Annotated in this window: 11 protein-coding genes, 1 pseudogene and 1 riboswitch; of the genes and pseudogenes, 7 read left to right on the forward strand and 5 right to left on the reverse strand. The window is 38.7% G+C overall.

The genetic code is table 11. The annotated features are described in order from the left end of the window. Positions 1-393 precede the first annotated feature (393 nt). The 4 genes from hcp to mgtE all read left to right on the forward strand — a co-directional run bounded on the left by hcp (position 394) and on the right by mgtE (position 5,251). Positions 394-2,046: a hydroxylamine reductase gene (gene hcp / locus ACNART_RS15255; RefSeq protein ID WP_196533359.1), complete on the forward strand. Its 1,653-nt coding sequence runs from the start codon at positions 394-396 to the stop codon at positions 2,044-2,046. A gap of 58 nt (positions 2,047-2,104) precedes the next feature. Next, positions 2,105-3,109 carry an NADH oxidoreductase gene (hcr, locus tag ACNART_RS15260; RefSeq protein WP_198620914.1) on the forward strand — a complete coding sequence of 335 codons (1,005 nt, stop codon included), beginning with the start codon at positions 2,105-2,107 and terminating at the stop codon, positions 3,107-3,109. A gap of 271 nt (positions 3,110-3,380) precedes the next feature. Beyond that, positions 3,381-3,716 (forward strand): DUF6694 family lipoprotein, encoded by a 336-nt coding sequence (locus tag ACNART_RS15265; protein WP_198620915.1) that lies wholly within the window; start codon positions 3,381-3,383, stop codon positions 3,714-3,716. A 214-nt stretch (positions 3,717-3,930) separates the two neighbouring features. After that, positions 3,931-4,102: riboswitch (M-box (ykoK) riboswitch) on the forward strand. 75 nt (positions 4,103-4,177) lie between these two features. After that, positions 4,178-5,251 (forward strand): magnesium transporter, encoded by a 1,074-nt coding sequence (mgtE, locus tag ACNART_RS15270; protein ID WP_100159143.1) that lies wholly within the window; start codon positions 4,178-4,180, stop codon positions 5,249-5,251. Between the two features lie 76 nt (positions 5,252-5,327). On the opposite strand, the gene ACNART_RS15275 is transcribed toward mgtE, so the two are convergent. Beyond that, the gene (locus ACNART_RS15275; protein WP_023581469.1) at positions 5,328-5,837 is read right to left on the reverse strand and encodes a SprT family zinc-dependent metalloprotease; all 510 of its coding nucleotides are present in this window, start codon (positions 5,835-5,837) and stop codon (positions 5,328-5,330) included. A gap of 105 nt (positions 5,838-5,942) precedes the next feature. Between ACNART_RS15275 and ACNART_RS15280 the strand changes: the two genes are divergently transcribed. The 3 genes from ACNART_RS15280 to ACNART_RS15290 are packed head-to-tail and all read left to right on the forward strand — an operon-like array spanning position 5,943 to position 7,122. After that, positions 5,943-6,266 carry an ArsR/SmtB family transcription factor gene (locus ACNART_RS15280; protein ID WP_036912417.1) on the forward strand — a complete coding sequence of 108 codons (324 nt, stop codon included), beginning with the start codon at positions 5,943-5,945 and terminating at the stop codon, positions 6,264-6,266. A 3-nt stretch (positions 6,267-6,269) separates the two neighbouring features. Beyond that, positions 6,270-6,704 carry a YeeE/YedE family protein gene (locus ACNART_RS15285; RefSeq protein ID WP_109371192.1) on the forward strand — a complete coding sequence of 145 codons (435 nt, stop codon included), beginning with the start codon at positions 6,270-6,272 and terminating at the stop codon, positions 6,702-6,704. Positions 6,705-6,708: 4 nt separating this feature from the next. Beyond that, positions 6,709-7,122 carry a DUF6691 family protein gene (locus ACNART_RS15290; RefSeq protein WP_198630349.1) on the forward strand — a complete coding sequence of 138 codons (414 nt, stop codon included), beginning with the start codon at positions 6,709-6,711 and terminating at the stop codon, positions 7,120-7,122. A gap of 82 nt (positions 7,123-7,204) precedes the next feature. On the opposite strand, the gene bcsC is transcribed toward ACNART_RS15290, so the two are convergent. The 4 genes and pseudogenes from bcsC to ACNART_RS15310 form a co-directional block, all read right to left on the reverse strand. Continuing rightward, positions 7,205-10,519: a cellulose synthase complex outer membrane protein BcsC gene (bcsC, locus tag ACNART_RS15295; RefSeq protein WP_368927834.1), complete on the reverse strand. Its 3,315-nt coding sequence runs from the start codon at positions 10,517-10,519 to the stop codon at positions 7,205-7,207. A gap of 3 nt (positions 10,520-10,522) precedes the next feature. After that, positions 10,523-12,843 (reverse strand): annotated as a pseudogene (gene bcsB, locus ACNART_RS15300) (cellulose biosynthesis cyclic di-GMP-binding regulatory protein BcsB). 59 nt (positions 12,844-12,902) lie between these two features. After that, on the reverse strand, positions 12,903-15,488 hold the full coding sequence (gene bcsA, locus ACNART_RS15305) for a UDP-forming cellulose synthase catalytic subunit (protein ID WP_368927832.1): 2,586 nt from the start codon (positions 15,486-15,488) through the stop codon (positions 12,903-12,905). After that, complete coding sequence (locus ACNART_RS15310; RefSeq protein ID WP_368927831.1) at positions 15,488-16,225, reverse strand: cellulose synthase operon protein YhjQ/BcsQ; 738 nt, start codon at positions 16,223-16,225, stop codon at positions 15,488-15,490. Before ACNART_RS15310 ends, bcsA begins: the two co-directional genes overlap by 1 nt. Between the last annotated feature and the right edge of the window lies 1 nt (position 16,226).

Raw genomic sequence — 16,226 nt, forward strand, 5'->3', positions numbered from 1 at the left:
CTATTGATGCAATAGGTGATATTAACTATAAAAAATAGTAAAGAATATTACTGAGTTAACAAAAACGGATGAACTTAATCGTTTCATCTCTCAGTCTTTATATGATTAAACAAAAAACAACCATCAATAATTCTTAAATAATCCTTCTCATTTACATGCCTACGGTGTCATATAATTAATCTTTTTTTTTAAAAAAAAGATTTTTGGCTTAAGCCAAATCAAAGGATAAAAAAAGGAATATTAAAAGGTTTGCTAGAAATTGAGTTAGATCAAACAACATTTAAATTGTTCAATATTGCACTTTCGCTCTTATAAAAATGGCGTATTCTTATGTTGCATCTTGAATGCAACTTATAAAAATAAAGCGTTATCTTTTATTAGAAGGAATACGATATGTATTGTGTGCAATGTGAACAAACAATGAAAACGCCTGTAGGTAATGGTTGTGCCTATGCGCAAGGTATGTGTGGTAAAACAGCAGAAACTTCTGATCTTCAAGATTTACTCGTTGCGGTATTAGAAGGGCTTTCAGCGTGGGCTTTAGCAGCGCGTAGCGTTGGTATTATTGATCATGATGTAGATAGCTTTGCTCCTCGTGCTTTTTTCTCTACGTTAACTAACGTCAACTTTGATTCTGATCGCATTGTTGGTTATGCGAAAGAAGCTATCTATTTCCGTGAAAGTTTGAAATCTCGTACTTTAGCGAAAAATGCGGCAATTCAAGTCACTAATCCAAGAGCTGAAATCCAATTAGCGGGTAACGATTTAGACAGTTTACAAAAACAAGCTCAGCTTTTTGCTTTAAATGCAGATAAAGCGCAAATCGGTGATGATCTTCATGGATTACGTATGCTGTGCCTGTATGGCTTAAAAGGAGCTGCGGCTTATATGGAGCACGCGCATGTTTTAGGTCAGTATGACAATGAAATTTATGCAGAATATCACCGTTATATGGCGTGGTTAGGTACTGATCCTGCTGATATGAATGAGTTGTTAGAAAATGCGATGGGCATTGGTCAAATGAACTTCCGCATTATGGCTATTCTTGATAAAGGCGAAACTCAAGCTTACGGCAACCCTACACCAGTTACTGTTAACGTGCGCCCTGTTGCAGGTAAAGCGATTTTAATTTCAGGTCATGATCTGAAAGATTTGCAAATGCTACTCGAGCAAACGGAAGGTAAAGGGATTAACATTTATACTCATGGTGAAATGTTACCTGCTCATGGTTATCCAGAACTTAAAAAATATAAACACTTAGTGGGTAACTACGGAAGTGGTTGGCAGAATCAGCAAATTGAGTTTGCAAAATTCCCAGGTCCTGTATTAATGACTTCAAACTGTATTATCGATCCTAATGTTGGTAATTACGGTGACCGTATTTGGACTCGCAGTATTGTAGGCTGGCCGGGTGTAAAACATATTACTGGTGATGACTTCTCTGAAATGATTGAACAAGCACAATCATTAGAAGGTTTCCCATACAATGAAATTGAGCATTTAATTACAGTTGGTTTCGGTCGTGAAACACTATTAAATGCCGCTGATACTGTGATTGATTTAGTTTCACAGAAAAAATTACGTCATGTTTTCTTAGTGGGGGGGTGTGATGGTAGCCGTGGTGAACGTAGCTACTACACCGATCTTGCAAGAGAAATTCCACAAGACTGTTTAATTATGACTTTGGCGTGTGGTAAATACCGTTTCAATAAACTGGATTTCGGTACTTTAGAAGGCTTACCACGCTTACTTGATGTGGGTCAGTGTAACGATGCTTACTCAGCGATTATGCTAGCCGTTAACCTTGCTGAAAAATTAGGTTGTGGTGTGAATGATTTACCACTGTCTTTAATTCTCTCTTGGTTCGAGCAAAAAGCGATTGTTATCTTATTGACACTGCTTTCATTAGGCGTGAAAAACATTTATACCGGCCCAACAGCACCTGCGTTCTTAACCGACAATCTGCTGGCGGTACTAAATGAGAAATTTGGTATGCGCTCTATTACTACACCAGAACAAGATCTTAAAGATATTCTTTCTGCTTAATGTTTTAAATTCATTATCATTACCGAAGCCTACGGGCTTCGGTGAAGGATTAATATCCATGACGATGCCTACTTCTCTTTGTCCTAATCGTATGCAAGTTCACTCTATTAATCAGGAAACACCTGAAGTGTGGACGCTGAATTTAATTAATCATGACTTTTATTCTTATAAACCAGGTCAGTTTGCACTGGTGAGTATCAATAATAGTGATGAAATACTGCGTGCTTATACCATTTCATCTTCTCCGGGATTAAGTCCATTTATCACTTTAACCGTTCGCCGTTTAGAAAATGGTGTGGGTTCAGGTTGGTTAACATCACAAGTAAAACCAGGTGATTATCTTTGGTTATCTGATGCTCAGGGTGAATTTACTTGTGCTGGTAAAGAAGGTGCGCGCTATTTAATGTTGGCAGCAGGTTGTGGAGTGACACCTGTTATGTCGATGACACGTTGGTTGTTAAATAATCAACCTAAAGCAGACATCACGGTTATTTTTAATATTCGTGAGCAAAGCCAGTTTATTTTTGAGAAAGAGTGGATCGAATTAGCAAATGCATATCCATACAATCTTAATTTTATCATGATGCCTAAATTACCTGATAATAAAGGGTTATTTAGTGGACGCATTTCTCAAGAAAAATTGGCTGCATTAGTACCTGATATTGCGAGTCGTACAGTTATGTGCTGTGGCCCAAATAGTTATATGGAAGACACAGGACGTTTTGCAAGAAATCTTGGTGTACCTGCTGAGAATATCTTTATGGAACGTTTTGGTGATGAGCCTGTTTGTGTTGATGAAAACGAACAATTAACCATGACTATTCGTCATCCATTATCACAAATTAAAGTTCCTGTTGGCATGACTTTATTATCCGCTATGGAAGAAAATAAAGTTCCTGTCTTTGCGGCTTGTCGAGCAGGGGTTTGTGGTAGTTGTAAAACTCGTATTGTGAGTGGTGATTATGATGTCAGCAGTACCAGTACATTAACGGCTGAAGAGATAGCTCAAGGTTATGTCTTAGCATGTAGCTGTCGTTTAAAAGGAGATGTTGAGCTCGCTTAACCTCTTTTTATTAAGTATTTCCTTCTATTTTCCTGTTTTTTTTACCCTGTTAATTTATTAACAGGGTTTTTTATGTCTATTCTCCCCATTAAAAAACTGAATAATCTGGAGAATGCTTCCCTTTATTTTAAATTAAAGAAGATTTTTATTTATTCAGAATAATAAAAATATTGGAAATAATGATTAACTAAAAATATATTTTAGTTAGTGGGGCGTTTCCTTATAAACATTCTGCTATTATTTAAACTATTGACTGGGTAAGGGGGGGTATATGAAAAAATTGTTACTTGTTTGTTTATTTAGTGTCATGTTATCTGGCTGTGAAAAACCTCAACAAACCCTTGATGGCTCTAATGTAGAGTCGCTACGTATCTCAATTGTTGAAATGCGCAACTCACTTCCCCTTGATGAACAATCACGTTTTGATGAAGCAATAGAATTAGCGATCCTTAATGATATTAATTTTAATGATTTAGTTATCGCAGGTCGTAATAAAAATGCGGATATTATCACGCGTAAAATGTGCCAATCATTAGATGGTAAAACGGTAAAAGATATATTTTTGCAAGCAGAAGAAATAAGAGTACAAAAATTAGCATTAAAATAATCAATTAATAAACAGATTATCTTTTACTATACGATTTTAGCTTTCGTAGGAAAACTTCATTTCTTTTTATATATTGGTTTCGAATGTAATTACAATTCTTAATTGTGTGATGAATGCTTGAGGCTATTTTTCAATAGAACTTAAACAAAATCGTTATCGTGCTTTTCATTATATTGTGGGTGGTTATAATGCGCGCCGCATTCGCAAGAAAAGTGCAGTATCTCGTTAGGCGAGGCTCCTATACAAACACAGGTTACTGATCTGACGACGTCGAGAGACGCCCAAGATTAGGACAGGATATATCGACCGAAGGTATATCCCCATGTAACTTCCAGTATTCATCGGATACGTTGTATAGTGCTAAAACCGAGACGTGTAGATAGCTTTTGCATTCTCGCTTCTGGTTTCGCCCCTATGGAGAACTGATTTGCTAAACACAAACAGTAATAGGGAACCACAAAATGAAATTCAATACTCAAAACAAAATGGATGCTGTATTAGTTGCAGATGCATCCTTAAACACACCACAAAATAACTCAACTCAAGACCAATACAATCGTTTAAAAGATGATGCAACCGTTAGTGCTTATATGAGCCAGTCTTATATTGCGGTTTCTGTCGCTGATTCTGTTGAAAATGTGAAAGCTCAATTGGTTAATGATTTAAAAGATGAATTAATTCCAACCTATTTATATGTGGTGGATAAAGATAATTATCTAAATGGGATTTTGCCCGTTAAATCATTATTAACCGCGGCTAATGATCTGTTTGTGTCTGATGTGATGCGTCAAACCTTTTTCTCTGTTTCACCAGAACAGAATCGACATGATGTGTATCAACTGATTAGCCATAGCGGTTTAGACAGTGTACCAGTGATGCATTTTGGAAAATTGGTCGGTGTTTTACGTCCTCAAGATATTGCTGAATTAATTGAAGATGAAAATACACTTGATGCACAAATGCAGGGTGCAACTTCACCTTTAGAGCAGCCTTATTTAGAAACCAGTCCAGTAACATTATGGCGTAAACGTGTTGTGTGGTTATTGATGCTGTTTGTGGCAGAAGCGTATACCAGCACTGTGTTACATGCTTTTGAAGACAGACTCGAAGCTGCGATTTCATTAGCATTTTTTATTCCATTGCTGATTGGTACGGGTGGAAATAGTGGTACACAGATCACCTCAACATTAGTACGTGCTATGGCATTAGGAGAAGTGAGCTTACGTAATGTTTGGTCTGTATTAAGAAAAGAAATAACCACATCGATAATGGTTGCACTGACTATGGGTATTGCTGGTTTTGTGCGTGCTTGGTTCTTAGGTGTGGGTATGGAAGTGATGATTGTGGTTGGCTTAACGCTTATTTCAATCACGGTTTGGAGTGCGATTGTTTCATCTGTTATTCCAATGGTATTAAAGCGTTTAGGTATTGATCCTGCGGTTGTTTCAGCACCATTTATCGCGACGTTAATTGATGGTACAGGTCTTATTATTTACTTTGAAATCGCATCTCATGTGATGAGCGAGTTTGCTTAAGACAATCCCATATATTCATTCTCAAGATAAAGCCGATGTGAATTAATCAACACATCGGCTTTATTTTTGTCTGCATTTATTCATGCTTAATAAATTGTAAAATAGCCTGACAATGGCGACAACGGTATTGTGTCTCTCCGCGTAATACTTTGTTATGGCGGCGAATGGTAAGCTGATGTTTTTCTTCACAATGGCAAGCATAAGGAAAGGTTTTAGCTTTAACTGCGCTGACATCAAAATGATGGGTTCGTTTAGCTGAAACTTGTAATACTGTTTCCATCATCCATTTCCACTCTTTCCCATGAGGTGCTACACGACCAAAATGGCGATTAACTAATAAATGCGCTAATTCATGAGGAATAACTTCTTCAATAAAATTCTGTTTATTTTCAATCAATAATGTAGGATTAATACGAATTTCCCAATTTGCATAATAGGCACTGCCAGCAATAGTTCCTCTCTGATTATAATGTAGAGTAGGTTCTGGGTAATTTGTATTAAGATAAAGATTAGCCTGCTGCAATTTTTCACGCAGTGTTCGCATAACGCTTTGCACTAAGGCGATGGGGACTCTTACCGTTTTCATGTTACAGAGCATATAGTGGCTGATACAAACACGCAATAAAAAGAAAACTTGCACAATATATAAATTAACATATTATTAAAAAGTATATTGATTATGGAGTTTACCATGACACAACGAGTTCAACCTGATTTATTAGATGCAATGAAATTGGCGGCTAATGAAGCGTCTAGCATGCTTAAGACGCTAGGAAATGGCGATCGCCTCTTATTATTGTGTCAGCTAAGTCAGGGCGAAAAAAGTGTGAGTGAATTAGAAGAGAGTTTAGGTATCCGTCAACCGACACTTTCTCAACAGCTAACCGTTTTGCGCAATGAAGGGTTAGTGAATACTCGTCGTGATGGAAAACGTATCTTTTATTCTATTGCTGATGAAAAAGTTCTCGTACTACTCAATACGCTTTATCAGCTTTATTGCCCTATAGCAGGTTAATTTATGAATATAGATTGGGTTCACTTTACGCCTTTAAGTGCGGCAATTGGTGGGCTTATGATAGGTGCTGCGGCCGCCATTTTACTGTTATTTAATGGCCGTATTGCAGGAATAAGCGGGATTTTGGGTGGGGTTTTATCAACAAAACAGCAAGGTAATGGCTGGCGTTGGGCATTTTTACTAGGCATGCTAATCGCACCTACACTGTTTTATTTTTTTGATAAACCCTTATCGCCAGTAATTGAAACGTCACCTTGGATGTTAATTATTGCCGGAGTGCTGGTGGGAGCAGGTACACGTTTAGGCAGTGGTTGCACAAGTGGTCATGGTATTTGCGGATTAGCACGATTATCGCGTCGTTCTATTGTTGCTGTGTTAGTGTTTATGGCAACGGCATTTATTACCGTTTATATTCAGCGTCATGTGATAGGAGGCTAAGAAAATGACTAAGTTTGTTGCTTTTCTTTGTGGTCTTCTATTCAGTGCAGGATTGATTGTTGGTGGAATGAGCAATCCGCAAAAAATTCTAGGTTTTCTGGATATCACAGGAAACTGGGACCCTTCTTTATTGATAATCATGGGAGCAGGACTGGTTGTCAGCGTGATAGGTTACCAATTAACACGGTGTAGACAACAAAGTGTATTAGCATGCCCTTTAAATATCCCAACCAATAAAGTGATTGATAAACCCTTAGTGTTAGGTAGTGCGTTATTTGGTCTTGGTTGGGGATTAGCTGGAATTTGTCCAGGTCCTAGCTTGGTATTAGCAGGTGCTGGGTTTTATCAAGGTATTTTATTTGTCCTTGCCATGATTGTAGGTTGGCTGTTTGTTGGGCTTTTTCGTAAAGCGCAATAATAGCAGTTTGCTCTCATCATTTTAGAGAAAACGTTAAACGGGAAGCCAGTGCTTCCCGTTTGTGTATTTTATACATTGAACGTTATTTAAAGTCAGCATAAGGAATAAGAGGGTTTGGCGGTAAATCTAAATCACCGTTCCAACCATCAAATGAATAACGCAAGTACATTAATGCATGGCTTGGGGTATAGTTTTTGGCTTGTTGAATATCAATAGCTGCACCAATAAACCAATGCGGCGTAATACGATGTTCAACTAATGCTCTGGCGGTATAACCAAAGCCATTGCCAGAATCTCCTTCATCAACCGCATCACGCTCTTGATAATAAAGTCTCATTATTTCTTCTCGATCTTCGGGGCTAAGTTCATTCATATAGCGATTAAATTTATCGAGAGAAACGAGATTTTGTAAAGGATAACGCTTTCTGTCATCTGTTTGGGAGTAAGACCAAGAAAGAGAGCCTGATAATTCCCAAGACCAATTTTCAGTACGTTCACGATAATTAATTGGGAGCCCTAAAGAGACATATTTTTGAGGGCTATAATAACCACCTTGACCTAAAGTGTACCCGCTTAAGTCTTTATCATAATGCCAAAGCATAGTACTTAACCCAACAGAAACGCGGCGGTTGTTCTCATTGATAAGTTTATAATAGTAGCCTCCCATTCCTCGGACACTGCTATTATCTTCAACATTTTTACCTGTCAATTTATCAACAGAAACCTCGCCCCAATAACCATCTTTCCCACCTAAATCATAACTTCCGCTTAAACGAATACCGGTTCTTCTTACACCCCCCCATATTTGGTTAGTCCAAATATCTCGTTGACCACCAAAAGCAAGCATAGAGCTATTAACAGGGCGGCGGTGAATATCAAGTGTCCAGCCCACATTAAAAAGATCATGACTATAGGCGATTTTACCGGCCCAATCAGTCACTTCAAAACCTAACGGTGTGGCACCAAGATCCCATTGCCATTGACCATTTTCCCAGCCAATTGCAGGGCTAACACCAAAGGATTTTTGTTCTAGCGGGAAACAACCCGTGCGGTAACAAGTTCCAAATTTTGAATCATATGGTGATGTACCCAGTTTGCCACTATTAAGATTAACTAAGTCTGCACGCCAGAAGAAACGCCCATCATAAACAGGGTGATCAAGTTGTAACATTGTGGTGTGGGCGCGTAGTTTTGAATAACCTTCGCTACCACTAGAGCCCCAATAATCATGCTCAAGCGTAAATCGCCACTCTTGTTGGCGATAAAGCGCGTCAGCATCCGCGCGTAAACTCCGAGATAGCCAATTATCTTTTTCGTCATTACGCATTAATGTGGTGTACTCAATATTATCTTTTGGCAACCTATCTGTTATTCCATCCTTGATCATAGCTTGTTGATAATAATAGTGAGCTTGTTGGCGATGTTGCCCATCACGCTGAAAACGAGCCATATCGCGTAATACTAAAGGATCAGCACTGTCTGGCTCTGTTTCAATTTGTTGTGCCAAATAAGCAAAATAGTGTTGTGCTTTTTCTGTATTACCTACTTCTTTTTCAGCATTGGCAACGCGTCTAATTGAGTTGCTATTAAACTGGTTGGGAGAAAGCGTTTCTATTTTGGCAAGGTAGTATTTTGCCTGCATCTTTTTCCCTTGTTCTAAGGCGATATCCGTCGCACCTAATAATGCAGTTTCATTATTGGGTTCTAAATTCAGTGCAGTATGGTAATAACTTAAGGCCTGATCGAGGTTATTTCGTTCTTGAGCCCAGTTCGCTAATAACAAATAAGTCTGAATTTTTTGCTCTGGCGGAATATGAGCAAAAAGATAATCAACAGCTTGTTGTTCTTGTCCTTTCGCTCGTAGAGACTCTGCATGTGCGACTATTTCACCAAAACGCAATCGACTATCTAACGCTTTCATGCTCTCACTGCGTTGAGATAAGGGGATCGTTTTTAGCGTATCAAGTGCTTGAGTTTCTCGTCCTGTTTTATTGAGATATAACGCATAAGCATAAAGGCGAGACGGATCATTAGGAAGACGACGATTAAGCTGATTAAAATACGCTTCAGCGACAGAGTCTTGCTGGGTAATTAATAAATCATCAGCAAGACGATAAATATTCCAAACATCATTAGGATAATCTTTAGCTATTGCCTTACGTTTTTCAATCGCACTGAGGTATTGCTCTTTATGTTCATCATCAGCCGCTAAATCTTGCCTTATACCAGAAATAATATAGCCATAATCTTCTGCTAAATTTTTATATTGTCTAGGTATTAAGCCTGCAATAAATTGTTGCGCTTTTTCATGAGATTGTTGGCGATAAAGCTTTGCTAAACGATGTAGCGTTGCAGGGTGATTGGGTTGATATTTTAATGCCTGTAAATAATGGTTTTCGGCAACATCCCATTGCCGCTGTGCAACAGCAATATCACCTAAACCAAGATAAGGTTCACTTTCATAAGGGCTTAACTTATTAAGCTGATTAAAATAGCGTTCTGCTAATTCATAATCTTGCTTTAAGAGTGCGTCATCGCCTTTTGAAAGCAGATGCCAATATTGGTTAGCCTGCAACATAGATCGCCATTGACCACTATTATCATGGTTGGGCGCTAATTTCAGCGCTTGGGAAAGATAAAAAATAGCTGCACTGCGTTGATTAGCACGAGAATAACGGACACCTAAAGCACCAACAACATCAGCATTATCAGGTTGTTGTCGTGCTTTTTGTTTTAAGGTCGCAATAGGTAATGAGGTAACATCTATTTGCGGTTTTATTGTTGAAACTGGGCTTTTTACTGACTCTATGGCGTGTTGTTGTTGCTGGTAGAGGCTCGCTATTTTCGTATTTTGCGGATACTGACGATAAATATGATTGAGTCGTTCTATTTTATCATCGTGAGACGATTGCATAATTACTTGAATATACTCGAGTGCTAAAGTCTCATCGGGAGGCATTCCTCGGTAAATTTCATCGTATAAATTTAACGCATCATCATAGCGGCCAGCTGTACGGTAAAGCTGGGCTCGCTGTAATTTTTGCCGATTAACATCCGTTGTCAGTGATAACGTTTTGATTGCACGCTGATATTGCTCTGACTGTGGAAATTGAGTACCTAATTGGGTAAATAGCTGTTGTGCTTTTGCATTGTCCTTCTGTTTTACAGCAAACTGAATTTGCATTAACAAGATATTAGGATCATTGGGTTTAATTAACGCTAAACGATATAGCGATTGAGCCACTAAAACTTCATTTCCTGTGGATGTACCTAATCTCACTTGCTCTTGTAAAAAGGCTTCTGTTGCCTCTTCACTGGCTTGCGTGACAGGCAAAAAGCCTGTCAGCAAAAAGAGAGCAATAATAGAGTGGCGATGTGTGTGACCAAATTGCCACATAGCTTAGTCCTTAGTCGCTAAACGACGTTGGCTTCTTATTTTCATTGCTCGCCAAATAAGAAGAGAGACAAGAATAATGCCGACAATTGCCGCTAAACCAAGCCATATAGGGTGAGAAGCAAACACATACCAAACCTCTTCCCACCAAGGTAAATAACCGACGAAATAAGTATCTCCCACACGCAAGCTATTTACGCCAGACTCTCTGACCAATACTACTGAACCATGCATAGCATCACGCTTACCACTATCACTGATCGCCTCATTTAACAGTTTGTAACCTTGCGTACTATCGGCTAATAATGCGACAACGCTACGCTGTGAAAAGAATGGAGATTGGAAACCAATAATTGCCCCCATCGATCCTTTTGAGGTCAGCGAGATCCGGCTATCAGGACGTTTATCAGTCGGTTGATAACTTGTGTGGCTAAAGATACTGATTTCACGAGAAGGCAGAGTGATTTCACTACGTGCTTTATCAATCAGTACGTTCATCTGTTTATCATTATTTAATGCAGGTGGAATGGTTCCGATAAGTAGTAGATCAGCATCTCTTTTTTGCACTTCATCCAATGAACTGGTTAATGAAACATTGAGTGCCGGATAACCTGTTTGAGCACCTATATTCCCCATTGAAATTAATAGGGTAGATAATTGTGTTGGAGACGGTTGCTGATTAACAAAAATCAAGGTTTCTGACAGATCCGCATAACGGCTAAATGGGAAGCCTGCATGGCTGTAAACCCGTAAGTCAGGCAGTGCAATATAGTGTCGATAATCACCTGTAAAATTAAAGCTAGATAAATCATCAATAGCGACAGCATTTGGTACAGGTTGATAAGTAATACATTGATCTGCTGAGCCCCCAGGAATGGGGTTGGTGTAATCAAAGGCAAATGTAATTTGGTTACGTTCACCCAGTTTTACGGCGGGTATATTCAATAAATTCTTATGCTCAATCCAGCCTTGAATAAGCGGTAAATAAGCGATGACAAGATTATCTTTTTTATCTTTCTCAAGAGGATAAGCTTTAATGAAATGGTCGTTTACTGAGATAGACATACGAGAATCATCTTGAAATGCAGGAGCGGTATAGCGATAACGCAATTGCATTTGTAATCCCGTATTATTAAACATAAATAGATCAGGCGGTAATGTCATATTTAATGTAATAGGATTTGGTTTTAATCCGCGAGATTGCAACTGGCCTTCATAGTCTTGTAGCGTATTAAAGTAGATAGGTTTATTTAACTGTACCCATTTGGGCGCATCATAAGGTTCACGCGGGATCAATTTTTCTACTTCATTAATTGTGACGATATTCCCTCTGAAGATAACTTGTCCACGGGCTATTCCGTTTACGGCAGTGATCAAATCGTTATCATCACGCCCCATAATAAGAAGTAACTTAATATAAGGATTGGTTGGATGCGTCAGCATTTCGATGGTTGGTTCTTTCACATCGGGATGCTGTTTTAAAAAGGCGGGTTTTTGTGTATTGGTTGCAAAAACAATGCTGTGTTGATTTGGCAAAGTATCATAATAAACAGGGTAATTTTGCTTACGCCAATCAACTTGAGTACCAAACCAAGAAGAGAGGATCGCTGCCGCTTTTTGTTGAGCTAAATTAGGTGACTGGCTGAAAACCATTGGCAGTGTTAATTCTCCAAAATCACGGCTATCAAAAAAGGGTTCAGGGAAGTGCGCTAACTCATTACCTAAACGGAGTGATTGAAAGGTCAGATTGAGTTGACTGCTTTTACTTACATCAAGCCAGAGTGTTGTATTTGCTTGGTTTTCACAAATTTCACGATAATGGCCAATAAAGAGAGTTTTATATGGTTAAAATCTTGAATAAATAAAGGATCAATAGGTATCGTAATTTGGTTTTTCTTACCCAAATCTTCTGGTTTTAAGGTAATAACTCCCATTAATTCATCATTTAAATAGACATTAAGATGAGACTCTACAGGAAGTAGTGACGGAGACGGTGTAAATTCTAAATCAAGAGTGGCTTTGGAAACATATTCATCACTACGGACACCAAATTCTAAATAGCCATCAGGGCTAACACCCGTCAAATGGAGCGCGCCATAACTAGGTGCTGTCTCTGCAAATTTTAATATCTTCTGGCGAGCAGAAGGCGTGATATCTGTAGAAGGCAATTGTGTATTTCTAGGCTCTGCTTGAGAAATAACTTCAGGAGCTGCTTCAGTTATTGTAACGGGTGGCTCTGAAATAGTGGTTTGCGCTTCTTGCGTTTCATCTCCATGAACTGAAGAAGTGAGCATAAATAAGGCAAATATGAGAAAACGTTTTTTCATTATTGTTACCCATGATCTTATTGTTTATTAATAAATTCCCAGAAAACTGAGTTTTACCTTCAAGACTGATGAAATATTTGTGAAACATTAACGCGTTGAGGGAGTAACGATGAAAGCCATAGCAAAAAGAGACCGAGTAAGCGGAAAGTAGCGTAAATAAAGTAAGGAGCACGCTTTAACAAGGTGTTATAACCTTGCATACTGATAAAAATAATGTTCTTGAGACTGCTTAAAGGTCTGTCGGTTGGAAGTTCATTTTGCCAATCTGCCCAAGTATCGGCTCGCTCAAAAGTACAAGCAGTAAACTCGATAGCTTTTTGCGTTGTCATTTCAAGGAGTTGTAATCCAATAATTTGCCCATCAATACGTGAAATATTGGCTTTAAAGGCATGTTCACGCTGATTTTTACTGAGTAATAGTGTGATGCTTTCATTTGGAGATAGTGAAAGTTTGACATTGTCAGGCAATAAAATTGCACAGCTATTATCAGAAAAATCATAGAGATAACATCGGTAGAGAGAGCCATTATCTAACAGCAACATGGCAGGAACTTTAACGCGAACACGAGGAAAACGGCGCTGTTGCTTTGTTTCGACAGAAACTGCAATTGCAACACCAAGTAAGATAAGGTTATAACAAACCCATAATAAACACATGGCAACAGCCCATGCTTCATCGGGATCGCCCGTTGCTATGCGCCAAAAAGCAAACAAAATACCTAGCAAGTTCAAGTTGAGAAAGAGTAAGTAAGGGCGGTTAATTCGCCAATCGACAAAGCCTTCTTCCATCACGCCACCTTTGCCAGTCACGTTGAAAGTTCCTTTATGAGGAGAGATAAGGGTACTTAACACTGGACGAGTGGTGTACCACGCTAAAATCGTTTCATAAACCTCACCCCAAAATGAGTGGCGATAAGCGCCTTGTAACTTTGCACTGGCGAGTGAAATGTGGATCAAATACGGCACAACATAGAGAGCGATCGCAATCGCAGGTGCATAAATGATATAGGCATGGAAAATAAGAAACGTTAGTGGTGCGAGTAAGAAAATCATCCGTGGAATGCCAGAAAAAAAGTGCAACATGGCATTTAAGTAACAAAGACGTTGTGGCACGCTTAGTCCTTTACCAAACAAGGGATTATCAAGACGGAATATTTGCACCATTCCTCTCGCCCATCGAATACGCTGACCTATATGTGCGGATAATGATTCTGTCGCTAAACCAGCGGCTTGTGGAATGCGAATATAAGCAGATCTCCAGCCATGACGGTGTAAGCGTAATGAGGTATGCGCATCTTCTGTAACAGTTTCAACGGCAATGCCACCAATCTCATCCAATGCAGTACGACGTAAAACTGCGCACGAGCCACAGAAAAACGCTGCATTCCAAGTGTCATTACCATCTTGAACCAACCCATAAAAGAGTGTGCCTTCATTGGGTGTTTCACGAAAGTTACCTAAATTACGTTCAAAAGGATCTGGGGAGAAAAAATGGTGAGGTGTTTGTACCAAAGCTATTTTTTCATCTTTTAAAAACCATCCCATTGTAAATTGTAGAAATGAACGTGTTGGAATATGGTCGCAGTCAAAGATGGCGACAAATTCACCAGAAGCAAGAGTTAAGGCATGATTGATATTACCTGCCTTAGCAAAATCATGTTTTTCTCGTGCGATATAACGAATACCAACTTCTTGAGCAAATGCTTTAAATTCAGGACGGGAGCCATCATCAAGCAGATAAATAGTGAGCTTATCTTTAGGCCAATCTAAATTTAAGCTGGCATAGATTGTGGGTTTAACAACTTGCAGATCTTCGTTATAGGTAGGAATGAAAATATCAACGCTTTGCCATTGTGTAATGTCTTCAGGCATAGAAACAGGTTTTCGATGCAGTGGCCAAATACATTGCATAAAACTAAGGAATAGCACACACCATGCGTAAGTTTCAGCCAGTAAAAGCAGTAAGCCACAAAATAGACTGAAATTATCAATCCAATAAAGGGTTGAATGATAACGCCACCATATGTATCGACATGCAATTGTCAGTGCCAACATAACCATTGCGATAGAAGAAAAACGCCCAGGAATATCGCGGATAGCTAAGGCAACTAGCCAAAGAACAATTACAAAAACGAACTGAAATGTAAGATCAAATGGTTGAGTGATACTGAGTAAAATAAAGAAAATGGCAAAAATAGCGATAATGGAATAGAGAGCATATTGCCAAAAAGGTGTGGTTTTTTCCTTATGTTCAATGATTTCAATCGCGATAGGAGAGACATGAACAAAGAGTTTTTTGTATGTTTTTCGAATATAGAAAATAAATTGTGTGGGTTTTTTAATCAGTAATTGCCCTACATAATGGCAAGCTAGCCAAATGCTTTGTAACAAATAGCGCAAGGGATCAAAAATTTTAGGGCAACGGGGATCAATATGAGGATATAGCTCTCGTTGTTTTCTGGCAATTTTCCGCCAAAAAGGGGATTCCATCCGTAAAAAAAACCACATAATGCCCATAAATAGCTCGCTAACAATAGCTGCGCTACGAGATGCACCGTTATGGCGATAAAACTTGTAGTAACGAATAAGAATATGTTGTGTCACATTCTTTTCGATTTTATTCGTAGCATCGTAAGATGATGGCATTATGACTGTCCTTCTTTCCTCTTAAATAACGAAAAACACCATTGAGCAAGTTGCGATATTTCTTCTACTAACATGCAATTAGCTCGGTAATCATATAAAGGTAAACGTGAGGCACAGGCCTCTAGTGAGGCTTCATCTCGATGAAGAACAACAGGGCATAATGGAAATAGTGTCGTTTGCCAAAATTGATAAAAATCTTGGTGAATTTGGCTGGTGGCACGAAATTGGTTAATTAATACATATTCATTTTCGATAAATGTGTGCTGGTTAAGGCGAATATGACAGTTGCTTTCTGCCATTGATACGGTAAAAAAAATATCCGCTTTTTCTATCCAAGACGCGAAAAGGGTGTCTTGCGTATGCTGTAAATCCATTAAAATAATGGCATCAGGGTGTAGCTGAATAAATGTCGTTAAAAAATGGGTAAGATGTTGTTTTGCTGAGAATGACAATTGTAAGAGCAAGTTATCCTTCATATTAACCAAACCAAAAGGTAACACTTGGTAGTGTGGTCGATAGTAAAAAATACTCTCCTCTATTGGCGTTTCTGCTAATAATGCCTGACTTAATGTGGTACTTTTTTGCTGTGCTGGAAAATAGAAAGACAAAATATTTTCTGTGCAATTATCAATAATCAGCACTTCTTTATTTTGTTGATTAAATTGCCGAGCAAGTGCAATTGCCGTGGATGTTGTACCCACTCCACCTCGGAGTCCTTTTAATACAATAAGTGGCATA

The organism is Proteus sp. LHD240705, assembly GCF_047921555.1.
Classification (GTDB): domain Bacteria; phylum Pseudomonadota; class Gammaproteobacteria; order Enterobacterales; family Enterobacteriaceae; genus Proteus.

Coding starts and splice junctions, on each gene's coding strand:
- ACNART_RS15310 (WP_368927831.1), bottom strand. CDS start 16,225: ATGCCACTTATTGTATTAAAAGGACTCCGAGGTGGAGTGGGTACAACA.
- ACNART_RS15285 (WP_109371192.1), top strand. CDS start 6,270: ATGAATATAGATTGGGTTCACTTTACGCCTTTAAGTGCGGCAATTGGT.
- bcsC (WP_368927834.1), bottom strand. CDS start 10,519: ATGTGGCAATTTGGTCACACACATCGCCACTCTATTATTGCTCTCTTT.
- mgtE (WP_100159143.1), top strand. CDS start 4,178: ATGAAATTCAATACTCAAAACAAAATGGATGCTGTATTAGTTGCAGAT.
- ACNART_RS15275 (WP_023581469.1), bottom strand. CDS start 5,837: ATGAAAACGGTAAGAGTCCCCATCGCCTTAGTGCAAAGCGTTATGCGA.
- ACNART_RS15265 (WP_198620915.1), top strand. CDS start 3,381: ATGAAAAAATTGTTACTTGTTTGTTTATTTAGTGTCATGTTATCTGGC.
- bcsA (WP_368927832.1), bottom strand. CDS start 15,488: ATGCCATCATCTTACGATGCTACGAATAAAATCGAAAAGAATGTGACA.
- ACNART_RS15290 (WP_198630349.1), top strand. CDS start 6,709: ATGACTAAGTTTGTTGCTTTTCTTTGTGGTCTTCTATTCAGTGCAGGA.
- hcr (WP_198620914.1), top strand. CDS start 2,105: ATGACGATGCCTACTTCTCTTTGTCCTAATCGTATGCAAGTTCACTCT.
- ACNART_RS15280 (WP_036912417.1), top strand. CDS start 5,943: ATGACACAACGAGTTCAACCTGATTTATTAGATGCAATGAAATTGGCG.
- hcp (WP_196533359.1), top strand. CDS start 394: ATGTATTGTGTGCAATGTGAACAAACAATGAAAACGCCTGTAGGTAAT.